17 protein-coding genes are annotated in these 24,126 nt (G+C 65.4%); 8 read left to right on the forward strand and 9 right to left on the reverse strand.

Annotated elements, in window-relative coordinates; all coding sequences use genetic code 11:
- Nucleotides 1-19: 19 nt before the first annotated feature.
- Nucleotides 20-691 (reverse strand): 2OG-Fe(II) oxygenase, encoded by a 672-nt coding sequence (locus D579_RS0108020; RefSeq protein WP_018649642.1) that lies wholly within the window; start codon nt 689-691, stop codon nt 20-22.
- A gap of 267 nt (nt 692-958) precedes the next feature.
- Between D579_RS0108020 and D579_RS0108025 the strand changes: the two genes are divergently transcribed.
- Nucleotides 959-1,669 (forward strand): FkbM family methyltransferase, encoded by a 711-nt coding sequence (locus D579_RS0108025; RefSeq protein WP_018649641.1) that lies wholly within the window; start codon nt 959-961, stop codon nt 1,667-1,669.
- 66 nt (nt 1,670-1,735) lie between these two features.
- Nucleotides 1,736-2,842, forward strand: coding sequence for a glycosyltransferase family 4 protein (locus D579_RS0108030; protein ID WP_018951649.1), 1,107 nt, complete (start codon nt 1,736-1,738; stop codon nt 2,840-2,842).
- Between the two features lie 64 nt (nt 2,843-2,906).
- On the opposite strand, the gene D579_RS0108035 is transcribed toward D579_RS0108030, so the two are convergent.
- Nucleotides 2,907-4,154 (reverse strand): O-antigen ligase, encoded by a 1,248-nt coding sequence (locus D579_RS0108035; RefSeq protein ID WP_231376848.1) that lies wholly within the window; start codon nt 4,152-4,154, stop codon nt 2,907-2,909.
- Between the two features lie 251 nt (nt 4,155-4,405).
- On the opposite strand from D579_RS0108035, the gene D579_RS0108040 reads away from it, so the two are divergent.
- Entirely contained in the window at nt 4,406-5,230 is an 825-nt protein-coding gene (locus D579_RS0108040) for a hypothetical protein (protein WP_231376849.1), read from the forward strand.
- 53 nt (nt 5,231-5,283) lie between these two features.
- On the opposite strand, the gene D579_RS0108045 is transcribed toward D579_RS0108040, so the two are convergent.
- The 3 genes from D579_RS0108045 to glnE are packed head-to-tail and all read right to left on the reverse strand — an operon-like array spanning nt 5,284 to nt 9,408.
- Complete coding sequence (locus D579_RS0108045; RefSeq protein WP_018145221.1) at nt 5,284-5,508, reverse strand: zinc-finger domain-containing protein; 225 nt, start codon at nt 5,506-5,508, stop codon at nt 5,284-5,286.
- Nucleotides 5,509-5,547: 39 nt separating this feature from the next.
- Nucleotides 5,548-6,468 (reverse strand): branched-chain amino acid transaminase, encoded by a 921-nt coding sequence (locus tag D579_RS0108050; protein ID WP_018951651.1) that lies wholly within the window; start codon nt 6,466-6,468, stop codon nt 5,548-5,550.
- Between the two features lie 12 nt (nt 6,469-6,480).
- Nucleotides 6,481-9,408 carry a bifunctional [glutamate--ammonia ligase]-adenylyl-L-tyrosine phosphorylase/[glutamate--ammonia-ligase] adenylyltransferase gene (gene glnE, locus D579_RS0108055; RefSeq protein ID WP_018951652.1) on the reverse strand — a complete coding sequence of 976 codons (2,928 nt, stop codon included), beginning with the start codon at nt 9,406-9,408 and terminating at the stop codon, nt 6,481-6,483.
- A gap of 149 nt (nt 9,409-9,557) precedes the next feature.
- Here glnE and D579_RS0108060 point away from each other — a divergent pair, with 149 nt between their 5' ends.
- The 5 genes from D579_RS0108060 (at nt 9,558) to D579_RS0108080 (ending at nt 19,718) form a co-directional block, all read left to right on the forward strand.
- The gene (locus D579_RS0108060) at nt 9,558-10,595 is read left to right on the forward strand and encodes a Fe(3+) ABC transporter substrate-binding protein (protein ID WP_018951653.1); all 1,038 of its coding nucleotides are present in this window, start codon (nt 9,558-9,560) and stop codon (nt 10,593-10,595) included.
- 203 nt (nt 10,596-10,798) lie between these two features.
- Nucleotides 10,799-12,565 carry an iron ABC transporter permease gene (locus tag D579_RS0108065; protein ID WP_018145217.1) on the forward strand — a complete coding sequence of 589 codons (1,767 nt, stop codon included), beginning with the start codon at nt 10,799-10,801 and terminating at the stop codon, nt 12,563-12,565.
- The gene (locus D579_RS0108070; RefSeq protein WP_018649635.1) at nt 12,562-13,671 is read left to right on the forward strand and encodes an ABC transporter ATP-binding protein; all 1,110 of its coding nucleotides are present in this window, start codon (nt 12,562-12,564) and stop codon (nt 13,669-13,671) included. The genes D579_RS0108065 and D579_RS0108070 overlap by 4 nt, the downstream gene beginning before the upstream one ends.
- Before the next feature lie 75 nt (nt 13,672-13,746).
- Nucleotides 13,747-15,570 (forward strand): autotransporter assembly complex family protein, encoded by a 1,824-nt coding sequence (locus D579_RS0108075; RefSeq protein WP_018951654.1) that lies wholly within the window; start codon nt 13,747-13,749, stop codon nt 15,568-15,570.
- Between the two features lie 8 nt (nt 15,571-15,578).
- The gene (locus D579_RS0108080) at nt 15,579-19,718 is read left to right on the forward strand and encodes a translocation/assembly module TamB domain-containing protein (RefSeq protein WP_018951655.1); all 4,140 of its coding nucleotides are present in this window, start codon (nt 15,579-15,581) and stop codon (nt 19,716-19,718) included.
- A 464-nt stretch (nt 19,719-20,182) separates the two neighbouring features.
- On the opposite strand, the gene D579_RS0108085 is transcribed toward D579_RS0108080, so the two are convergent.
- From D579_RS0108085 to groES, 4 genes are all read right to left on the reverse strand, one after another.
- The gene (locus D579_RS0108085) at nt 20,183-20,692 is read right to left on the reverse strand and encodes a thioredoxin fold domain-containing protein (RefSeq protein WP_018937311.1); all 510 of its coding nucleotides are present in this window, start codon (nt 20,690-20,692) and stop codon (nt 20,183-20,185) included.
- 201 nt (nt 20,693-20,893) lie between these two features.
- Nucleotides 20,894-21,535 (reverse strand): OmpA family protein, encoded by a 642-nt coding sequence (locus D579_RS0108090; RefSeq protein ID WP_018168992.1) that lies wholly within the window; start codon nt 21,533-21,535, stop codon nt 20,894-20,896.
- Between the two features lie 449 nt (nt 21,536-21,984).
- Nucleotides 21,985-23,649 (reverse strand): chaperonin GroEL, encoded by a 1,665-nt coding sequence (gene groL, locus D579_RS0108095; RefSeq protein ID WP_018175630.1) that lies wholly within the window; start codon nt 23,647-23,649, stop codon nt 21,985-21,987.
- A gap of 51 nt (nt 23,650-23,700) precedes the next feature.
- A complete protein-coding gene (gene groES / locus D579_RS0108100) occupies nt 23,701-23,991 on the reverse strand; it encodes a co-chaperone GroES (RefSeq protein ID WP_018145210.1) in 291 nt (96 codons plus the stop codon).
- Nucleotides 23,992-24,126: the final 135 nt, after the last annotated feature.

Below are 24,126 nucleotides of genomic sequence, written 5' to 3' on the forward strand. Positions count from 1 at the left end.
TTCGTCGCCTGGCCTGCGGTCACGCCGGCACGCGGCGCTGCACAGGTGTGTCGGGAGAGGCCAGTTCGTGGCGGTTGCGCCACTCTTCGGTCACATAGTTGATGATCAACGAGCGTCGCACACCTTCCAGGGGGCGAAGGTGGTAGCCATGCCAGGTGTTGTCGGCCGGCACGAACACCAACGCACTGTTGTATGTGCCCGGCGCCGTCTCGTAGTGCGTGTCCGCGTCCACGTACACGTCCGTGCCCCAGCTCTCGTAGCCGGGGTCGGTGGACAGGTACAGCAGCATGGTGAATTTTTTCACGCCAAGATCGGTATGTGGTGCCAGCCAGAAACCCTCGGTATCCAGGCAATGCTCGATGCGCAGGTAGTTGCCGCTGACGTCCACGCCGCACACCTCGTAGATCGCATCCAGCACCTGCGGGCTCTCGAACGCCGCTGCAACGCTTTCGCACACATCGGAGGCCCGCCGGTTCTCGACGTCGAAGAAGCGCCGCGAGCTGTTGTGCGTCTCACGCTTGCCCTCGGTGTCACCAATCGCGGGCGGCTCGAACGGCAGCGCCTCCACCGCGCGCGCCGCCGCCTCGGGCAGTATCGCCTGCGGATACCACCGCCGATACGGATACGCCTCCGACCGCGCGCGCCGAAGCGACGCCTCGACCTGACTTGCTACTTCAGCGGCGGTATCCATTTCTTTTTCCACTAAATTCAACAACGCCGCACAGTGTAGTGCAAACTAGGGGGATTCCACAAAAAACAGCGTTCAAACAGGCTGCTAGACTGGCGACAATTCCGATATCGCACCCCCCAAAGATCCACCGTTACCCAGGCCAACGCCATGACACCTTCAGACGGGCCCTTATCGGACCCTGATACAACCCCGTTTGGCACATATCGCCCCAAGGGGTTTGCCCACGCCTTACTCTGGATCGTGCGTCTAGGGCTGGCACGAGGCACGTTGTCGCGCCAGCTCAGAAGATTCTGGAACAGCCGCCTTCCAACCACCGTCGATATCGAACGACGAGGCATCCGGTATCGGCTCAACGTTCGGGACAATGTCACCGACGCGAAAATACTCCTTTCATCGAAGGTCTACGACCGCGAGGAACTGGAGCATCTCGCGAACGCATGCGATGACGGCACGTTCATCGATATCGGCGCCAACACCGGATACTACAGCCTGCACGTGGCGGCCGCCGGGGCACGCCAGGTCCTAGCCATTGAGCCCAACCCTCCGACATTCCGTCGACTTCTGTTCAACCTGGAATGCAATCGCTTTGCCGAGGCAATTCAAGCCCTCCCGCTGGCCATTGGCCCAAACGGTACCGCCATGCTGCACTTGGCCGAAGGACTGGGTTCCGCCTCGCTCAATCCGTCGGAACAGTCACGGGGCAACACGGTTGAGGTCCAGACCGAGCCCCTTCTGGATGTACTCACCAATGCCGGAATCGAACGCATCGACGGCCTCAAGATCGACATCGAAGGATACGAGTACCAGGCCCTGGAACCGTTTTTCCGGGACGCGGCTCCATCGCTGCATCCTAGATGCATCGTTATAGAAAGCTGTCACGGGCACATCTGGGAAAAAGACGTCCTGGCCCTGCTTCGGGAGCATGGTTACCAAATCCAGAGCCGCTCACGGTCCAACTCGATCCTGTACCTGAGTTAGACCCGACCTCGGGCACCAGAACAATTAGCGCAAAGAAACGCACTACTCCACGAGGAAGCCAGCCCCATGGCAACTATTCTGCAAGTCTTGCCCGCCCTGGAATCCGGCGGCGTGGAACGCGGTACCCTGGAAATGGCTCGTGCCATCCAGGCTGCAGGAGAACGCTCCCTGGTCATGTCCGGCGGGGGCAGCATGGCTCCTTCGCTGGAAGCCGAAGGGAGCCAGCACTTCACCTGGCCGGTGGGCAAAAAGTCCCTGCGGTCATTGCGCCTGGTGCGCCCGCTGCGCAACTTCATACGCGAACAGGAAGTAGACCTGGTACACGTCCGCTCCCGCGTACCCGCATGGATCGTATGGCGCGCGTTACAGGGCATGCCCCGGACTGAACGCCCGGCCCTGGTCACGACCTTCCACGGGTTTTACAGCCCCGGCCGATACAGCTCGATTATGACCCGCGGGGACCGCGTCATTGCCGTCTCTACGAGCATCTCGGCCTACATTCAGAAGCACTTTCCGGCATGCCCGACAGAACGTATTCGCGTCATCCATCGAGGCGTGGATCCCAGTGAGTTCCCTTATGGCCATAAGCCAGGCGATGACTGGATTGAGGGCTTCTTCCAAACCCTTCCGGCGCACGCCCGCGATCGAGCGCTTATAACGCTCCCCGGTCGCATCACGCGATGGAAGGGGCAACTGGATTTCGTGAAGGTCATGGATTCCCTAATCAAGCGGAACCTCCACGTCCATGGCCTTGTTGTGGGAGGAACGGAAAGACGCCGCCAGCGCTACGAAGCCGAAGTGCGCCAGGAAATCCAAGAACGGGGACTGGAATCCCACATCTCCTGGCTGGGACAGCGTTCCGATCTTCGGGAGATCATGGCGATGTCGTTCGCGGTACTTTCGCTCTCGCGCGAGCCAGAGGCTTTTGGCCGGGTCTCGCTCGAAGCTCTATCCCTGGGGCGACCCGTGATTGCCTACGATCACGGAGGCGTGGGTGAGCAGATGGCCGCTTTGTTCGGCGAGGGAACAATCCCGCCATGCAGGCCCGAACTGGCAGCAGACAGGATATCTGATTGGCTGAAAGGCTCCGCCCCGCGGCCAGCGCATCTTAGGGGGTTTACGCTCGACGAGATGCAAGGACAAACCCTCGACGTCTACCGAGAGCTTCTTTAAGACAAGCCGGACTCAGAGGGTGGACATGTTGGTCACACGCGATCACGCCAGTCGGAGGCGCTGCTCATTCTTGGTGGCCACCCGCGCCAGGCCCGGTTCTCTCACCCATCCCCTCGCCGCCGCGCTCAGGCACGGGCCTCTGATTGCTTGATTGAATGAGCGGTGCCAGCGCAAGAGCGACCACCAGCCAGAGAACCGCTGTCGTGTATGAACTGTAGACAGTCCAGTGGACGTTGATGGGGTTAAGAGCCACAAAGATCGCCACACCGGCTACGAGAACATCAGGAGAATCAACGGCCCCATGCTCTCTCGCACGCCGCCACAACGCCGAAAGAATCCCTAGCAATGCCGCGAGGTAGGCGAACAATCCCACAGCCCCGGTCGAGACCAGGACATCAAGAAAATACAGATGGATATGCGCGAATGGCATGTCAGAGTAGCCTCGCGCCTCCGCCACCGGCTCGACCCCTCGCACACCCACGCCAAGGATCGGCTCATCCATCGCCACGCGCCAGGAAGCAAGCCAGATCGTCCCGCGCTTCGCCGTCGCCTGATCCAGACCCTCAAGACTGAACTCGGACATCTTGGAGATGACCACCAGCCGGTCCCGGGTTTCCGGTGACACCCACAGCGCCAACGCGACGCCCAGCACAAGCACCAGGGCGAAGGCTGACACGGTCCTAATTCGCAAGCGGTAGAACCAGATCAGAAAGGCGCCGTAGGCAACCAGCGTGATCAATGTCGCCAGCATGGCAGCCCTGGAACCCGAGAGGAGAATCGCGATGACCACGATCAGGGGCAATACCGCGGCCAGGCGATTGCGAGAAGCCAACCGGCGGGATGCCTCCAGGACGAACGGAAGCAAGTGGGCCAGCACAATGCCAAGGCGCATGTTCGGGTGAAACAGACCGTCGATCCGGCGCCCGTTGTACGGATAGCCCAGCACGTTTGCACCAGTAACAAACTGAAAAACCCCGTCGAGCGACCAGAATACGGCCAGCGCCAGCACAACGTATAACAGGGGTGTAGCCACATCACGGCGACGGGCAACCCACAGCAGAGGAAGTATCGCAATCGCGAACAATGGATAGGTCAGGGCTGTCCGGAGGGCTCGGTCGAAATCGACCGCCACGGTCAGTGACACCAACTGCGGCACCCAGAGCGCCAACAAGAGCAGCAACGCCCAGCGAATCCAGCGCTCCACCCAGATCGTGCGGGAGTGCCGGGCCGCCAAACCCAATCCCCCGAGCGCCAGAAACACAAGCGGAAGAAAAACCCCCGTTCCAAACGGAAGCGCAAACAATGCAAACATCGTGAGACCTAAGACCGCGAAATATTGACGGTCTAGCTGACCTCGCGCATCTATCCAAACTTGGCCAGCATTCAAGCTCATACCTGACGATACCCGGACATTTAGTGGCGGACGATCATATCTCCCAAGCCGCCGACTTTCCTCATGCCCCTGACACATCGACACGCTTGGGGGACAATCCGGGGAGAAACGACTCCAACGTCGAAAGTCGCGCGAGCCTCCCAGTTTGTCCGAAGGAGCCCCACAGAATTATGGAACGGAATGATCACACCCTCAAAGCCACACCTTCCCCGAAACAAGTGCTGTGCATGAAGTGGGGGACAATGTACGGGCCGGACTACGTCAACCGGCTTTATGCGAGCATCCGCCGGAATACGGCCGGCCCCCTTCGCTTTGTTTGCCTCACAGACGATCCGAATGGCATTCGACCGGAAGTGGAGACCCACCCCTGCCCCTCGATCGACATCCCCGAGCCATGGCGATACGGAACATGGCGAAAAATGGCGCTTTACCTTGATTCCGAATCCCTCTCGGGCCTTGGCGGCGACTGGCTTTTTCTGGACCTGGATGTCGTGATCACCGGCAAACTCGACCCGTTTTTCGAGTACGAACCCGAGCACCCCTTCGTCGTGATGCAAAACTGGACCCAGCCCGGGAAAGGGATTGGCAATACGTCCGTGTTCCGATTCCGCATGGGGGTTCATGGCTATCTGCTCGAACGGCTACTGGGGGACTTCGACCGCTTCCGCAGGCAGTATCGCAACGAGCAAACCTACATCAGCCGCGAGATCGATTCCCTGCTGTTCTGGCCGGACGCGTGGTGCGCTTTGTTCAAGGTCCATTGCGTCCCGGCCTGGCCCGCTCGCTTCTGGCGCACGCCGGCGATACCCGACGGAGCCCGTGTGGTCGCATTCCCGGGATCGCCTAACCCTCCGGACGCCTTGGAGGGAAAGTGGCCGGAAAAACGCTGGCGGAAAAGGCTCTACAAGAAGATCCGCCCAACTCCCTGGATCGATACCTATTGGGCGCGAGCCGAAGAGGCCTTGGCAGCGGAAATAGCGAACTCCCGGGACTGACCGAGGTAACTGACAGGGACCGGATCTGGCCCGCGCCCCCGGTCACGCGGAAATCAGTCGTCGTCTTTCAGGATGAACTGGGTGCCGCAGTAGGGGCACAGGTAGCGGCCGTCGGGGGTCTCGTCGATCGGGAGAAAGACGCGCGGGTGCGAGGACCACAGCGCCATCGTCGGCGTGGGGCAGTGCAGCGGCAGGTCCTTGCGCGTGACGGTGATTTCGGTCTGCGCGTTCGCGGTCGGGTACTGATCCTGGTGGTGGGCGGTATCGGGGTTCACCATGGTTTTTCTCGCATCCGGTTGACGGAAAATTTGGGCGTCTCAGACGAAGGTCAGCCAGCCCTCGTGGCGGCTGTCCCGGCCCTGCACCACATCGAAGTAGCGCGACTGCAGGCGCTCGGTGATGGGCCCGCGGGTACCGGAGCCGATCGGGCGATCGTCGACCTCGCGGATCGGGGTCACCTCGGCGGCGGTACCGGTGAAGAAGGCCTCGTCGGCGATGTACACCTCGTCGCGCGTGATGCGCTTCTCGATGACCTCCAGCCCCTCCTCGTGCGCCAGCTCGATGACCGTGCGGCGGGTGATGCCGTCCAGCGCGGAGGTCAGGTCCGGGGTGAACAGCATGCCGTCGTGCACGATGAAGATGTTCTCGCCACTGCCCTCGGCCACGTAGCCCTCGGTATCCAGCAGCATGGCCTCGTCGTAGCCGCAGCGGGTGGCCTCCTGCAGGGCCATCATCGAGTTCATGTAATTGCCATTGGCCTTGGCCTTGCACATGGTCACGTTCACGTGGTGCCGGCTGAAAGAGGAGGTGCGAATGCGAATCCCCTTCTCGATACCCTCGTCGCCCAGGTAGCTGCCCCAGTGCCAGGCCGCAACCATCGCATGCACCAGGAGATTGTCCGCGCGCAGGCCCATCCCTTCGGAACCGAGGAAGCACATCGGACGCAAGTAGGCGCTTTCCAGCCCGTTGTCGCGCACGGACGCGATCTGGGCATCGTTCAGCACCTCGGCGGTATAGGGGATGGTCATGCCGAGAATCTTGGCCGAGTTAAACAGCCGCCGGGTGTGGTCCTGCAGGCGGAAGATCGCGGGGCCGCGCTCGGTCTTGTACGCGCGCACGCCCTCGAACACCCCCATGCCGTAGTGCAGCGTGTGGGTGAGCACGTGGGTCTTCGCCTCGCGCCAGGGCACCATCTGCCCGTCCAGCCAGATCACCCCGTCGCGGTCGGCCATCGACATTGTCTTGTTCCTCTATGTGGTCTCGTTCGCGGCCGATTCCGGCTCGCCGAACAGGTCATTCCAGGCATCGATCACGCCATCGCGCACGGCGCAGAGCTCGTCGTCGGGCTTTTCGACCCGGGCGTCCAGGCCCGCCAGCGTCAGGCGGTGGATGCGGTTGCGCAGATCGCGGTAGGCATCCGCCAGCGACTCGCTCAACGCCGCGTCGATCACGCCCTCGCGCCCCAGTGCATCCAGCGTGCGGATCTTGTCCGGCCAGTCACACACGGCGGGATGATCGTGAGCAGATACCAAAACCCAGTATTGAACCATGAATTCGATATCAGTGATACCGCCCCGGTCGCGCTTGAGATGGAAGCCGTGGCCCCGCTTCGAGGCGTGCTCGGCCAGCATGCGGTTGCGCATCTCGACCACCTCGGCGCGCAGTGCATCGGTATCCCTTTCACGAGTCAGCACCTCGCGACGCAGGGCATCGAACTGCTCGCCCAGTTCGGTATACCCGGTTACGAAGCGCGCACGCACCAGCGCCTGATGCTCCCAGGTCCAGGCCGACTCGTCCTGGTAACGCCGGAACGCCTGCAAGCCGCTGACCAGCAGACCCGCGGTCCCGCTGGGCCGCAACCGGGTATCCACCTCGTACAGGCGCCCCGCCGGGGTGAAGGCCCCCAGCAGGTGCACCACCCGCTGGGCGACGCGAGCGAAGAATTCGGTGTTGTCGATCACCTTGGGCCCCGCGGTCTGCGCCTCGTCGCCCTCGCTGTCGTGCAGGAACACCACGTCCAGATCCGAACCATAGCCCAGCTCGAAGCCACCCAGCTTGCCGTACCCGATCACCGCAAAGCGCGCGACGCGGCGCGCATCCGTGGCCCCGCACTGCGGCTCGCCGTGGCGCTCCACCATCTTGTCCCAGGCCAGCTGCAGCACCCGCTCCAGAAGCACCTCGGCCAGCCAGGTCAGATGGTCGGAGATCTTCATCAGCGGCAGAAAGCCCATGATGTCGGCAGCCGCCACGCGCAGCGTCTGCACCTGCTTGAACTGGCGCAGCCGGTCCAGCATCTGCTCGTGGTCCTGCCCGGGGAACTGCGCCAGCTCGGCCTCCAGCTCCTCGCGCAGCCCGTCACGATCGGGCGGCGCGTACAGCGCGCGCGGGTCCAGTAGCTCGTCCAGCAGCACCGGGTGGCGGGTCAACTGCTCGTTGATCCACGGGCTGGCGGCCACCAGCTTGACCAGCTGCGACAGCGCCAGGGGGTTTTCCACCAGCAGCGACAGGTACACCGAGCGCCGGGCAATCGTGCGCACCATCTGCAGCGCTCGCGGCAATACCGCATCCGGCGTATCCATCTCCGCGATCGCCCCGATCAGCAACGGCATCAGGCGGTCCAGGCGCTGGCGCCCGGTCACGCTCATCGCGCGCACGCCCGGACTCTCGCGCAGATCGGCAATCCCGCGCAGAGCCTCGTCCGCATCCTGAAAGTCCATCGCCTCCAGCACCGCCCGGGCATCCGCCTCCGGCAGCGAGCCCTGCCACAAACGATTGAGCTGCTGCTCGCGCCCGGTCTCGGGCGAGGCCTCCATGGCCTCCCCGTCCGCACGCTGCGGGGCACTGAATACCTGCTCGAAGTGAGCATGCACCCGCCGCTGCTCGCGCAACAGCGCCATCTCGAAGGCCGCCTCGTCGTCGAACCCCAGCGACAGCGCCAGTCGATGCCGGTCCTGGCCATTGGAGGGCAGACGGTGGGTCTGCTGTTCATTCAGCATCTGCAAACGATTTTCTACCCGACGCAGGAAGCGATAGGAACGTTCCAGCTGCTCGACGGCGTAGCCGGGCAGCAGGTCGCGCTCCTGCAATGCCGTCATCACGCCCAGCAGGTCACGCCGCTGTAGCCCCTGGTCGCGCCCCCCGCGGATCAACTGGAACGACTGCGCGATGAACTCGATCTCGCGGATCCCACCCTCGCCGTGCTTCACGTCCTCGAAGCGACCGCGCCGCGCCGACTCGTCGTTAATCATCTGCTTCAGCTCGCGCAGATTGGCCAGCGTGCCGTAGTCCAGATAGCGCCGGTAGATGAACGGGCGCAGCCGGCGCATCAGGCGCGCCCCGGCCTCCGGGTCGCCCGCCAGCGGACTCGCCTTGATCAAGGCGTAGCGCTCCCACTCGCGGCCGTGGGCCTGGTAGTAGTCCTCCATCGCGTCGAAGTGCATCACCAGCGGTCCGGAATCCCCGAACGGGCGCAGGCGCATGTCCACGCGATAGCAAAAGCCGTCCGCAGTCACGTCCGACAGCGCTGCAATCAGCTGGCGCCCCAGGCGCTGGAAGAATTCCTGATTCTCGATCACGCGCTTGCCATCGGTCTCCCCCGCCTCCTCGAAGGCGAAGATCAGATCGATATCGGAGGAGAAGTTGAGCTCGCTGCCACCCAGCTTGCCGAGCCCCAGGACCACCATGGACAGGGCCTCGCCCGCGGGGCTGCGCGGCTGGCCGTAACGCTCCTGCAAATGGCGGTCCAGCCATTGCAGGCCACCCTCGATAAGGGAGCGGGCCAGACGGCTCAGGTCGTGCATGACCTCGTCGAGGTCGGCGTGCCCGGCCAGGTCGCGCCAGGCGATGCGGATCATCTCGCGATGCCGCGTTTCGCGCAGCGCGTGACGCAGCCCGGCATCGTCGGTCACGGCCTCCAGGCGCGCCTGCAGCGTGCGCTCGAAGTCCGCATCGTCACAAGCCGGTATTTGGCCGTGTGGATCCAGCGCCTCGAGCAAGTACCCCGGATGCTGACGCACTGTCTGCACCAGGTAGTGACTGAAGGCGAACGGGGCCGGGGTCGACGCCAGGAAGGTGTCCGGCCAGGCGAGCTTTTCGTCCAGCTCGGCCAGCAGATCGCGGACCTCCTGCTCCAGCGGCGACGACAGGCGAGCGGGGGATTCGGGCAGGGGCTTGTCCATGTGCCAAGCGTATCAGCGTTGCGACCCGGGGAGGCCACCCCATGCCACGTACCGGTCGCGGGGTATTGACTTGGATGAGAACACAAATAACAATCGTTCTCGTCTACACGGCTATCCGCCGCATGAATCCACACGAGGGTCCGCTCGCCATGAACTTTCGCCCGTTTGCCTGGCTGATCGCCACGGCCGCCGCCATCGCCGTCAGCATGCCCCTGGTCGGCTGCAGCCCCGCCGACCAGGACGAGGTCAACCTCTACTCGGCGCGCCAGGAAAACCTGATCAAGCCGCTGCTGGACGACTTCACTGATCAGACCGGCATCCCCGTCAATTTGGTGACCGGCGGGGCGGACAGCCTGCTGCAGCGCCTGCGCCACGAGGGTCGCAACTCACCCGCCGATCTCTTCATCACCGTGGACGCGGCGCGTCTGCACCAGGCCAGCGAGGCCGGCGTGCTGCAGGCGGTCGAATCGGACGTGCTGCGCGAGAATATCCCGGAGCGCTACCGCGACCCGGACGGACAGTGGTTCGGCCTGTCGTCGCGCGCGCGCCCCATCCTCTACCACAAGGACCGCGTGGATCCGGCGGAACTCTCCACCTACGAGGCCCTGACCGATGCGCAATGGGAGGGCCGGATCTGCATCCGTTCCTCCAGCAACGTGTACAACCAGTCGCTGGTGGCCGCGATGATCGCCACCGAGGGCGCCGAGGCCGCCCAGGACTGGGCCGCCGGGATCGTGGCCAACATGGCACGCCAGCCGCAGGGCGGTGACCGCGATCAGATCCGCGCCGTGGCCGACGGGGTCTGCGACGTCGCGATTGCCAACACCTACTACCTGGGCCTGATGCTGGACGGCGAGGGCCGTGATCGCGAAGTCGCCGAGCAGATCGGGGTGTTCTGGCCCAACCAGGACGGCCGCGGCACGCACGTCAATATCAGTGGCGCCGGCGTCACCGCGCATGCCCCGAACCGGGACAACGCGGTTCGCCTGCTGGAATTCCTGTCCTCCACCGAGGCGCAGGAGTGGTACGCCGAGGTCAACCAGGAATACCCGATCCGCGACGACGTACCGGCCAGCGACATCCTCCAGAGTTTCGGCGAATTCCAGTCCGACGACATCGAGCTCTACCGTCTGGGCAACCACAACGCCGAGGCCGTACGCATCATGGACCGCGTCCGCTGGCGCTGATGCTCGTCCACGACACCCCACTCACTCTCGCCCCCGGTCCTCCGGGGGCGTTCTGTTGGGCACCACAGAACGCGGGGAGGGCACAGGGCCGGGCATGAGGCGCGGTGTAGCGACCGGGGTCGCGGCACATGGCCTCGACAATCCGCCAGTCACAAGGCGGCCATAGTGGTATTCGAAACAAGAACCTTTATTATTCGCAATCCATGACCGCCCAGACCACCAACCCGCCCGCGACGCCTGCGAACCCCGCGGTTCGCCAGCGCCTGCCGTTCAGCCCGTGGTCGGCAGTCGCCATCGTCGTAGCGCTGACACTCGCCCTGCCGATCCTGGTCATCTTCGGGCACGTGTTCATCCCCGCCGGCGAGGTCTGGACCCACCTGCGCGAGACAGTCCTCGCGGACTATGTCGTCAACTCCCTGGCCCTGCTGATTGGCGTCGGGATCGGGGTGCTGGTGATCGGGGTGCCGGTTGCCTGGCTGGTCAGCGTGTGCGAGTTCCCCGGCCGTTCGATCTTCCAGTGGGCACTGATGCTGCCGCTGGCCATGCCGGCCTACATCATTGCCTACACCTACACCGGCATGCTGGATTTCAGTGGTCCGGTACAAAGCCTGATCCGTGAGCTCACGGGACTGGGATACGGCGAGTACTACTTCCCCGAGATCCGCTCGCTGGGCGGCGCCATGGCCATGCTGACGCTGGTGCTCTACCCCTATGTCTACCTGCTCAGCCGCGCCGCCTTCCTCGAGCAGTCGGTCTGCGTGCTGGAGGTCTCCCGCACTCTGGGCGCCGGCCCGTTCGGTGGCTTTCGCCGGGTCGCCCTGCCGCTCGCGCGCCCGGCCATCATCGCCGGGTTGACCCTTGCGCTGATGGAAGTGCTGGCCGATTACGGCACGGTCGCCTACTTCGGCGTGAGCACCTTCACCACCGGCATCTTCCGCACCTGGTACGCCCTGGGCGACCCGGCCGCAGCGGCCCAGCTCGCGGCCGTGCTGCTGACCTTCGTATTCGTACTGATCGTGCTGGAACGCTGGTCGCGGGCCAAGGCGCGCTTCCATCACACCAGCCGCCGCTATTCGACCCTGCCGCGTTACCAGCTACGCGGCTGGAAGGCCACCGCGGCCTTCCTCGGCTGCCTGTTTCCGGTCCTGCTGGGCTTCCTGCTGCCGGCCCTCCAGCTCGGACTGTGGACCGTGCAGACCACCGAACAATGGATGAACCCGGCCTTCGGGCGACTGGTCTTCAACAGCTTCTGGCTGGCCATCGCCGCGGCCGTGATCGCGGTCGTCCTGGCCCTGGTCCTCGCCTATGCACGGCGCATGGAGGGCGGGCGTTTCACCGCGGCTGCCGTGCGCGTCGCCGGGATGGGCTACGCGGTACCCGGCATCGTGATCGCGATCGGCGTGATGATCCCGTTCGCCGCCTTCGACAACGCCCTGGACGGCTTCATGCGCGACACCTTCGGGGTGTCCACCGGCCTGTTGCTATCGGGCACGCTGTTCGCCCTGCTGTTCGCCTATGCCGTGCGCTTCCTCGCCGTCTCGCTGCAGACGGTCGAGGCCGGGCTGGGCAAGATCCAGCCGAGCATGGACGATGCCGCCCGCTCGCTGGGGATGCGTCCACTGCAGACCCTGACCCGGGTACACCTGCCGATCATGCGCGGCACCCTGCTGACGGCATTGCTGCTGGTTTTCGTCGATGTCCTGAAGGAGCTTCCGGCGACGCTCATCCTGCGCCCGTTCGACTTCAACACCCTCGCGGTGCGCGCCTTCGAGCTGGCCAGTGACGAGCGCCTGGCCGAATCCTCCAGCGCCGCCCTGGCCATCGTGCTGGTCGGGCTGGTTCCCGTTATCCTGCTGTCCGTGACCATCGGCCGCTCGCGCCCCGGCCAGCAGGGCCCGACCCGCGCGGCGGACGAAGAATCGCCGCAAAAACCCCTCGCCATGCCCGCAGGCACGACGAATACGCCATGACCCAGCCCATCGAAACCACACTGCAGGTGCCCCATACCCCGCTGATCGCCCTGGATCGAGTGGATATCGGCTATGACGGTACCGCCGTGGTCCATCAGGTCTCCCTGGCCCTGCCCAAGGGCCAGATCGGCTGCCTGCTGGGCCCCTCCGGCTGCGGCAAGACCACATTGCTACGGGCGATCGCCGGCTTCGAGCCCTTGATGGCGGGGAGCATCCAGCTGGACGGGCGCAGCGTCAGCGATGCCCGCAGCACGATCCCGCCGGAGAAGCGCGGGGTAGGCATGGTGTTCCAGGATTTCGCCCTGTTCCCGCACCTGAGCGTGGCCGACAACATTGGCTTCGGCATCCGCCACTGGAGCCGCAAGGATCGTGACGAGCGCATCCGCTCGCTCCTCAAGCTGGTGGGGTTGCCGGGCTATGGCGAGTCCTACCCGCACGCCCTGTCCGGTGGCCAGCAGCAACGCATCGCCCTGGCCCGGGCCCTGGCCCCGCGGCCCAAGCTGCTGTTGCTGGATGAGCCGTTTTCCAGCATGGACGTGGAGCTACGCAGCGAACTGGCCCGCGAGGTCCGGCGCATCCTGCGCGCGGAGAACACCACCGCCATCCTCGTGACCCACGACCAGAACGAGGCCTTCGCCTTCGCCGATCGCATCGCGGTGATCCACCAGGGCCGCGTGGCCCAGTGGGACACTGCCTACAACCTCTACCATCGCCCGGCGGATCGTTTCGTCGCAGACTTCGTCGGCGAGGGTACGCTGATCCCCGGCATGGTCTGCGCCGAACACGTGGTCGATACCGCCTTTGGCCAGATCGAGGGCACGCTGTCGGAACAGCTGCCGCCCGGCACCGCCGTGGACGTCCTCGTGCGTCCGGACGACATCGCGATCGACAACGAAGCGGGCACCATCCGCACCGAGATCCTCGACAAGGCCTTCCGCGGGGCGGACTTCCTCTACACCCTGCGCCTGCCGGACGGCCTCAGCGTGCTGTGCATGGCGCCCAGCCACGACAATTTCGTCATCGGCGAGCACGTGCGCCTGCGCCTCGACTTCACCCACCTGGTAGTGTTCTCGCGCGGCAGCGGGGTCGACTGCCCGGCCTCCTGACCCTGGCGCGCTCCGCAGCCCGCCAGGGTCGTTGGTGCAGGCCCAGCGGGAACTCGCGTGATTTCGCGCGTTCCGATGTCGACACGCTCCCCATTCCGCAACCGCTATCATCGTTTCATGACCCACGCCCGCGCCCCTGTTGTCCGCCGCCCGGCCCGCACCGGGCTGGGCGTGGTTGCGATGCTGCTCGTCGCACTGGCGGGCATCCCGGGGGCGGCCGGTGCGCAGGATGGCTCCACCCCCGGCTTGCAGATCGAGGGGGGTACCGACGCTCAGCGCAGCAATATCCGCAACAGCATCAACCTGGCTCGCCACCCCTGCGACTTGCCCGGGTTTCGTGAGGGCCGCGTGTTGCGCGACACCGCGGCGCGCGCCACCGATGCCCTGCGGGCGATCGGTTTCTACGACCCCGAGCTGGATCTCGATTTCGAACGCCACGAGGCCTGCTGGGATATCCGCATCACCCTGGATCCCGGCCCGCCGACCACGGTGGAGCAGGTGGACCTGCAGATCACCGGCGAGGGAGCCGGTGATCTCGGCTTCGAGGCCGTGCTCAGCCAGACCGAGATCCGCGAGGGCGACACCCTGCGCCATGATCGCTACGAGGCCCTGCGCAACCGCATGACGCGGATCGCGTCGGATCGCGGCTATTTCGACGCCGATCTCCACACCCGACGCCTGGAAGTGGACCGCGACACCCGCAGCGCGACCATCCGCCTGCACATGGATACCGGCGATCGCTACCGCGTGGGGCGGGTCCACATCGACCAGGACATCCTCTCCGAGGACTTCGTCCAGCGCATGGTGCCGTTCGCGGCGGGTGACCCGTACAGCTCGGCGCAGATCATCGCGCTGCAGCGCAATCTGAACGACAGCGGCTACTTTGGCGGCGTCCGTGTGCGCCCGCAACGCGACGCGGCAGAGGGACTGCAGGTCCCGATCCTGGTCGAACTGGAGCCGCGCAAACGCCATAGCTACGAGGCCGGCATCGGCTACTCCACCGATATCGGCCCGCGTATCCGGCTGCGCTACGAACATCGCTACGCCAACCGGATCGGCCATCGCTACCAGGCCGAGATCGAGGCGTCGCCGGTGCGTTCCGGGATCGGCTACAACTACGAGATCCCGCTGCGCGACCCGCTGCGCGAACGCCTGAACCTGTTCACCACCTATCGCACGGAAGACACCGACACCCAGCAGTCCGATCGCTTCCAGGTCGGCGCCAACCGGGTCCTGCAGCGCCGCAGCGGCTGGCAGACCACCGAGGGGCTGCGCTACGAGTACGAGGACTACACCGCCGGCGAGGATGACAGCGGGCGCAGCAACCTGCTGATCCCGTCCTACCGGATCAGCCGCATGGAAGCGGACGAACCGATGACCCCGCGCCGCGGCTACCGCTTCGAGACCACCGTTCAGGGCGCGCGCGAAGAGATCCTGTCCAGCATCTCGTTCGCCCAGGTCCTGGCCAGCGGCAAGGTGGTCCGCGGCCTCGGCACCGGCCGGGTGCTGGCCCGCGTGGATGCCGGCTTCACCGACGTGGACTCGGTCAGCGACCTCCCCAGCTCTCTGCGCTTCTATGCCGGGGGCGATGCCAGCATCCGTGGCTACGGCTACCAGCGGGTCGGGCCACGCAACGACAGCGGCGACGTGATTGGTGGGCGCCACAAGGTAGTGGGCAGCCTCGAGTACGACTACCCGGTCGTCGGCAACTGGAGCGCCGCGGCCTTCGTCGACGCCGGCAACGTCGTCAACGAGTGGGACGAGTTCGACCCCGTCTACGGCGTCGGGGTCGGTGTGCGCTGGCGCTCCCCGGTCGGCCCGCTCCGCGTGGACCTGGCCCACGGGCCGGACTCGGACGATGACTTTCGCATCCACTTCTCCATGGGTCCGGACCTTTGAGACCCCTGTTGCGCGGCACACTGTGGGGGCTCTCCACGGTCCTTACCCTGGTGATCATCCTGCTGGGCACCCTCGGGGCCCTGCTCGCGACCGAATCGGGGACCCGCTGGCTGGTCGAACAGGGCGAGCGCCTGGCCCCCGTCGAATTCCGCATCGACCGGGTCGAGGGGACCTTGTTCACCGAGCTGCACCTGCACGGATTGCACCTCGCGCTGCCCGACGGCGCGGTGATCGACCTGCCCACCGGGCGCGTCGGGATCAGCGCCCGCAGCCTGCTCCGCGGCGAGCTTAACATCCGGATACTGGCCGCCACCGGGCTGCGCGTGGACCTGCCACCACCCGACCCGGATGCGCCACCCGCGGACGAACCCTTCGCCCTGCCCGATTCCTTCCGGCTGCCGCTGGCGGTGCGCCTGGGCCAGCTCCAGGTGGAGGACATGGAGATCCTGCTGGCGGGCGAACCCCTGGCCTCGATCACCCGCCTGACGGCCGATGCGCGGGCCAGCGGCTCGCGCATCGAGCTACACGCGCTGGAGCTGGACATGCCGGAGGTCCGGGCCCGACTGGCCGGATCGCTCGAGGCCGATGGCGACTACCCCGTGCACCTGCGGGGTCAGTGGCAGGCGCCCCTGCCCGTGGCCCTGGCCGAGGGCCTGGGCACGGACGAGGCGCGCGGCAAGCTGGAGATCACCGGGGCCTTGCGCGAACGTGTGCAGCTCGAACATGACCTGCGCGCCGGGATCGAGCTGAACCTGCAGGCCAACGCCCACGAACTGTTCACCACCCCTGCGCTGGAACTGGCGGCGCAGTGGCAACCCTTCACCTACCACCTCGACCCGGAACAGGACATCGCCCTGGAGGGCGGCCGCCTCGACCTGCAGGGGACTCCGGAGGACTGGGCGCTGAATCTGCAGACCGCGGCCACCCTGACGCCCTGGCCCCGCCTGGCGCTGAACACCCGGGCGCACGGGGACCTCGAATCGCTGGAGATCGAAGCCCTGGATATCGACTCCGAGGCCGGGCGGGTCACGCTCGCCGGGCCCATTCGCTTTGGCGACACCCTGGACTGGGACCTCACCCTGGAGGCCGAGGACCTGACCCCCGCCGGAATGGGTTTGGAGTTCAATGCCGGGGTCGAACGCCTGAAGGGACGGTTGCAGGGCACCCTGCCGCTGGGAACCGACACCCCGCCTCTGGCGGCCCTGGACGCGAGCGTCACCCTTGACGAGCTGACCGGGCACTACGAGGGTGAACCCATCACCGGCAGCCTGAACGCCTGGCTGGTCGATGGTCAGGCGCGGATCGAGGACACCCGCCTGACGATCCGCGATACCGCACAGCTGGACTTGAGCGGTTCGGCCACAGGCCTGGCGGGCGACTTGACCGATCCCGACCACCGCGTCGTCTTCGACCTCGGGCTGGATCTGAAGGCCCCGGATTTGGCGCGCCTGCACTCGGAGCTGGACGGGCAGATCGAGCAACTGCGACTCGTGCTGGACGGCAACTACGCCCCCGCCAGCGGCGCCCTGAGCGCGCAGCTTGCCCTGGACCCATTGCGCGCCCGACTGCGCGGGATCGACATCACGGGCGATGCACTGATCGCGCTGACCGAGACGGGTGGCGAGATCGAGCGGCTGCAACTCGCCACCGACACAGGTGCCCGGCTCGCCCTGAATGGGGATCTCGACTGGTCCGAGGGCCTGCGCTGGGACCTCGCACTGGAAGGCGACGGGCTGGATCCGTCGCTGGTGGTCGCCGAGGCCCCCGGCCAGATCGCCCTCGCCCTGCTCAGCCAGGGGCACCTCGACGCCGACGGCACCCCCCGCGTGCAGGCCCAACTCCAACGGCTGGAGGGTACGCTGCGCGACCAGCCCGTATCCGGTCAGGGCCAACTGCAGCTGGAGGGGGAGAATCTACGAGTGGACCAGCTGGACCTGGCGCTGGGCCGGAACACCCTGACCGCCCACGGCGAATGGACCGAGGCCCTGGACTTCGAGCTGCGCCTGGATGCCCCGGAGCTGGACCGGCTCTGGCCCGACCTCGCCGGCCGACTAGAGCTCGACGCACACATCACCGGAGAACCCGATCGGCCGCGCGTGGCGGCACGCGGAACCGGTGCGGGGTTGCGACTCGCGGATATCACCCTGGAGCAACTGGAGCTGGGGGCCGACGCCGGCCTCGAGGTCGCCGCCCCGGCCGAGATCGACCTGCGCCTGACCGGCCTCGGGCTGGCCGACGGCACACGCGTGGAGACCCTGCGCCTAGGCGCCTCCGGTCGTATCGACGGGCATCGCGTGACACTGGCGGCCGATGCCGGGGATCTGGGCTCGCTGGATCTGGCGCTGCAAGGCGAACTGAACCCCGACACCCTCCACTGGCGCGGCCAGATCGCACGGCTGAATCTGGACCAACCCGCGGGGGGCCCCTGGCAACTGACCGAACCGGTCGCACTGGAAGGCGGGCCGGAAGATGCACGGCTGGAGCGCCTGTGCCTGGCACGCGACGACGGACGGCTGTGCGTCGAGGGGGATTGGGATGCGGCGACAGGGGCCGAGTTCGCCGCCGAGGCCCGGGCGGTGGACCTGGCCTGGCTGGAACCCTTCCTGCCGCCGGAACTCGCTATCGCGGGCCAGCTGAATGCTGACGCCAGCGGCCGTATGGAAGCCGATGGCACCGTGACGGCCGACCTGACCGTGACCCCGACCGATGGCCACCTGGTCGTGCGCGACGAGGACGGAGACCTGGAGGAGGTGCCCTACCGCGATGTGCGGCTGACCGCCCGGGTGCGCGATCGCGACGTGGACGCCTCCCTGCGGCTCGACTTCCTGGATGGCGGGACGGCGCGCAGCGACATCCAGCTGCGCCCGGACGGCGACGACCTGCGTATTGACGGCGACTTCGAGGCGCACCTCGATAACCTGTCCTGGCTCGCGGCTCTGAGCCCCGAGATCCAGCGCCTGCGTGGCTCGCTCAACGCCCGCCTCGACTTCGGCGGACGACTGGACGCGCCACTGGTGGAGGGCGAAGTGGCGTTCCGCGACGGCGGGGTCCTGATCCCCGAGGCCGGCATCGATATCGTCATTCCCGAGATCACGGCCCGGGTGGTCTCGGCCGAACAGCTGACCCTGACCGGCCGCCTGGAGTCGGGGGACGGCGGTATCGACCTCGACGGTCGCGTGGACCTCGGCGACGCCGGGCCCCGTGCCGAGCTGAACCTGACCGGCGAGGACTTCCTGGTGGTCAATCGGATCGACGCCGAGGCACGCATTACACCGGACCTGCAGCTGGTCTTTACCCCCGACGACGGTATTCGTGTGCGCGGCGAGGTCTTTCTGCCCTGGGCGCGCATCCGTCCGCCGGATCTGCCGCCCGGAGCGATCCGCGTCTCCGGCGACGAGATCATCCTCGGGGAGGAGATCACGGAGGCACAGGGACTCAAGACCGACATCCGCATTCGGATCCGTCTGGGGGATGACGTGCGCTTCGACGGCTTCGGCCTGACCGCACGCTTCGCCGGCGAGGTGGATGTCGAGGAGGTCACCGGGCAACCGACCCAACTGTTCGGCGAGATCACGATCCCCGAAGGCGAGTACAGCGATTACGGCCAGGACCTGCGGGTGGAACGCGGCAGCCTGGTCTTCCAGGGGCCGGCGGAGAACCCGGAACTGGACCTGCGCGCGGTACGCACCGTGCGCGAATACAACGTGACCGTCGGGCTGGAGATCCGCGGCACGCCGGACAACCTGAGCTCGCGGGTGATCTCGGACCCGCCGATGGACGAGACCGAGGCGATGTCCTACCTGCTGACTGGACGCCCCCTATCCGGCGCCTCGCAATCCGATGGCAACATGATCGCTGCTGCCGCAGCCGCCTACGGGCTGGAACAAGGGGCCGTGATTACCGAACGCATCGGCCGCGAACTGGGCCTGGACGAGGTGGAGCTGGACACCGAGGGCGGGCTGGACGAAAGCGCGCTGACACTGGGCCTGTACCTCTCGCCGCGCCTGCTGCTGCGCTACTCCATCGGGCTGTTCGACAACACATCGAAGGTCTTGCTGCGCTACGAACTGACCCGCAACCTGAGCGTCGAGACCGCCTCCGGGACGACGGAGCAGTCGGTAGACCTGATCTATCGATTCGAGCGCTAGGGAGACGCTGCGGACTAAGGATCAAAGGCCTTTTTCACCACGAAGCACACGAAGAAGATCCATGCCGGTTTAACCACAGAGGACACGGAGTTCACGGAGGCGCTCAAACCTGCTCTCGGTGGTGATCGGCGCTCGAATGATTTCACCTTGAAGATCTTCTCAATGCCGGTGCTGGCCCGTCATCGCGAGGCGCGAAGCGCCGTGGCGATCTGCCTGGAAGCCTCTCTAGAGTGCCCCGGGACTGCCGCCCTGAGCCGGGAAGGACCGGCCTTGTTGCTTTCTGCGGGTGCCAGGGAGACGCTGATTGAATCGCACGTTCGCGTTGGTGCCCCCTGTTTTCCGAGACAAGGCGCGTCGTGCAGCGGGTAGTGGTTCTACCCGCAAGCAGCGCAACGCAGGATCGGGGAACAGGGGGCACCAACGCGAACGTGCGATTCAATCAGCGTCTCCCTAGGATCGAGCGGCTAGCTCGAAGTATCGCGAGCGCCGTTGCGTGCGGCGTCGATGCGTACCCGGATCTGGCTGCGATAGAGCTGCTCGTTGGGGATGCCCACCAGGGGACGGCCGACCGGCTGGCCCTCGGCATCGAACGCCATGATCGTCGGCACCACCCGCACGCCGTAGGCACGACCCAGCTCACTCCCCAGCTTGGTCGTGCCATCGAAATCCCGCACCTCCTGGCGATCCAGCATGACCTTGCGGATGTTCACACCCTGGAGAGCCGGGTCCTCGGTCATCGGGCCAAGATAACGCTGTTCGGCACGATCACAGTAGGGACAGCTACTCGACGCGAACATGATCACGGTCGCCTTGCCATCACCCTGGGCGCTCAGCGCCTGGAGGTCCGTTGAACGTTCTACGCCGCCCGCCGCGACCGCAGTGGCCAGCAGCATGCCGACCAAAAAGGCCCCGGAGCGCAGCAGCATCGGGCCGAACGGGGAGCGGGGAAGGTTCGTATTCAGGTTCATGGTCATCATGGATCCTTGGGTGTTTGGAACCAGTCTAGGGCTGCCACATTAACGCAGGCTGAAGGGCCCGCAATCGCGCCTCCGCGTCCGGCCGAGCCGAAGGTCCGCCGAATGGCGCCCGCGAGTTGCCCACAAAAAAGGCCCCGCCGGAGCGGGGCCTGATTCCAACGCGCCGGCGAACCGGCGGTCAGGGTCTTGCCGGCGACCTTAGTCGGCGCGCTTGCGCACGTCGGAGGTCACTTCCACGCGGCGGTTGGCTTCGCGGCCTTCCTGGGTGGAGTTGTCGGCGGTCGGACGGTCTTCACCGTAGCCGACGGTGCGGATGTCACTTTCACGCACGCCTTCGCTGGCCAGGAAGTCGGTGACTGCCTGGGCGCGACGCTCGGACAGGCCCTGGTTGTAGTCGGCCGGGCCGATGGTGCAGGTGTGGCCTTCGACCAGCACCGAGCTGTACTCGGCGTCGTCGGAGGTCAGGCTGCGGGCCAGATCACGCAGGGCGGAACGACCTTCGGAACGCAGGTCTGCGCTGTCAAAGTCGAACAGGGCCTGGGCGCTCAGCGTGGTGGTGGTGAATTCCGGCTCCGGCTCCGGCGCCGGGGCAGCCGCCGGCTCGGGCTCGGGGGCCTCGGCAACTTCTTCGATGTAGCCCGCGCAATGCGGGAACTTCACGTTTTCTTCCGTCCAGGAGCGCGTACGCACACATTCACCGGAGCGATCGACCACAACCTTGCCGCTACGGTCGGTCACGTTGGCGGCCGGCGGTTCCTGCGCCACAACCTGCCCGGCGGCGCCGAGCACCAGCGAGGCCACGGAAGCGGCCAGAAGATTCTTAACGAGCTTATGATTCATTGCAAAGCCTCCTTGTAAAAACAATAGACGTCGGACCCGGGTTGAACCGCGCGACCACCATGGTACGCGCCGCGACCGCAATCCAAAGCAGCGAGCTCCTTGCGCCAAGCCCCCTACAGTACCCTGATAGTGGCACACAAGTTCGGGTTTTGCACGCATCGGAACGCAAATTATGTGTCGACATCACAACATCGTCACATTCCGTAAATTTCCGAATATCCAGTGACTTTCGACTGCCCTGTTTCGATATTGCAACAGACAGAACCCGAATCGCACAGAGACATTCCGGCAAGCTGTACTCCGGAAGACACACAACCCTGCTAAGGGTTCCTGAAACCGCGGATTTGGCACCCGAACTCGGACCCCAGGAAACGGTACCGGTCAGACAAAAAGACCCCGCCGAAGCGGGGTCCCTAGGTACATCAACGATGCACGGGTAAAGCGGCGAATTACATCATGCCGCCCATGCCACCCATGCCGCCCATGCCACCCATACCGCCCATGTCGTCGCCACCGGCGCCGCCACCGTCATCCTTCTTCGGGATGTCGGCAATCATGGCCTCGGTGGTGATCAGCAGGGCAGCGACCGATGCGGCGTTCTGCAGCGCGGAACGGGTCACCTTGGTCGGGTCCAGGATGCCCATGTCGATCATGTCGCCGAACTCGCCGCTCGCGGCGTTGTAGCCGTAGTTGCCCTTGCCTTCCAGGACCTGGTTGAGGACCACGGACGGCTCGTCACCGGAGTTGTAGACGATCTGGCGCAGCGGCTCTTCCATCGCACGACGGCAGATGTTGATACCGGCGGTCTGCTCGTCGTTGTCACCCTTGAGCTTGGTGATCGCGGCGCAGGCACGCAGCAGGGCCACGCCACCGCCGGGGACCACGCCTTCTTCCACCGCCGCACGCGTGGCATGCAGGGCGTCTTCGACGCGGGCCTTCTTCTCTTTCATTTCGATCTCGGTGGCAGCACCGACCTTGATGACGGCCACACCGCCGGCCAGCTTGGCCACGCGTTCCTGCAGCTTTTCCTTGTCGTAGTCGGAGCTCGCTTCCTCGATCTGCGCACGGATCTGGTCAACGCGGCCCTTGATGTCCTTGTTGGACCCCATGCCGTCGATGATCGTGGTGTTCTCCTTGGTCACCTGCACCTTCTTGGCGCGGCCCAGGTCTTCCACCGTGGTCTTCTCCAGCGACAGGCCAACCTCTTCCGAGATCACCTGGCCACCGGTCAGCACGGCGATGTCCTGCAGCATGGCCTTGCGGCGATCACCGAAGCCCGGGGCCTTCACGGCGGCGACCTTGACGATGCCGCGCATGGAGTTGACGACCAGGGTCGCCAGGGCTTCGCCTTCGATGTCCTCGGCGATGATCAGCAGCGGCTTGTTGGCCTTGGCCACGCCTTCGAGGATCGGCAGCAGATCACGGATGTTCGCGATTTTCTTGTCGAACAGCAGGATGTAGGCATCCTCCAGCTCGGCACTCATGTTCTGCTGGTTGTTGATGAAGTAGGGCGACAGGTAGCCGCGATCGAACTGCATGCCTTCGACGACATCCAGCTCGTTTTCCAGCGAGGAGCCTTCCTCGACGGTGATCACGCCTTCCTTGCCGACCTTGTCCATCGCATCGGCAATGATCTCGCCGATCGCGGTGTCGGAGTTCGCGGAGATCGAGCCCACCTGGGCGATCGCCTTGTGCTCGGTGCACGGCTTGGAGAGCTTCTTCAGCTCTTCGGTGGCGGCCTTCACGGCCTTGTCGATGCCGCGCTTGAGGTCCATCGGGTTCATGCCGGCGGTGACGGCCTTCATGCCCTCGCGGACGATGGACTGGGCCAGCACGGTCGCGGTGGTGGTGCCGTCACCGGCGGTGTCGGAGGTCTGCGAGGAGACTTCCTTGACCAGCTGGGCGCCCATGTTCTCGAACTTGTCTTCCAGCTCGATTTCCTTGGCCACGGACACGCCGTCCTTGGTCACGGTCGGGGCACCAAAGGCCTTGTCCAGGACCACGTTGCGGCCCTTCGGACCGAGGGTGACCTTCACGGCGTTGGCCAGGGTGTTCACGCCCTTGGCCATGCGGGTACGGGCGTCGGTACCAAAGCGTACTTCTTTAGAGCTCATGATTCGTTCTACTCCTGAAAATTCGTGTTAGACGGTCGCGGTTCGGGGCGTTCAGCCCTCGATGACGGCCATGATGTCGTCTTCGCGCATCACGAGGACTTCGTTGCCATCGACCTTGACCTCGGTGCCGGAGTACTTGCCGAACAGGACCGTGTCGCCGGCCTTCACGTCCAGGGGACGGGCTTCGCCGTTGTCCAGGATCTTGCCGTTGCCTACTGCAACCACTTCGCCACGGATCGGCTTCTCGGCCGCGGAATCCGGGATCACGATGCCGCCGGGGGTGGTGCGTTCTTCTTCCATACGCTTCACGATGACTCGATCGTGCAAAGGACGCAGGTTCATGGCGCGAACTCCTTAATAGAATGTCTCAAACAGGAAAATTGGTTTGTCGGGCGGGCACCCTGTTAGCACCCACCCCTGACGAGTGCTAATAATAGGGGCACACAAGGGCGAGTCAAGAGCGCGCGTTACGAAAGC

The organism is Thioalkalivibrio sp. AKL12 (genome assembly GCF_000377925.1).
Classification (GTDB): domain Bacteria; phylum Pseudomonadota; class Gammaproteobacteria; order Ectothiorhodospirales; family Ectothiorhodospiraceae; genus Thioalkalivibrio; species Thioalkalivibrio versutus.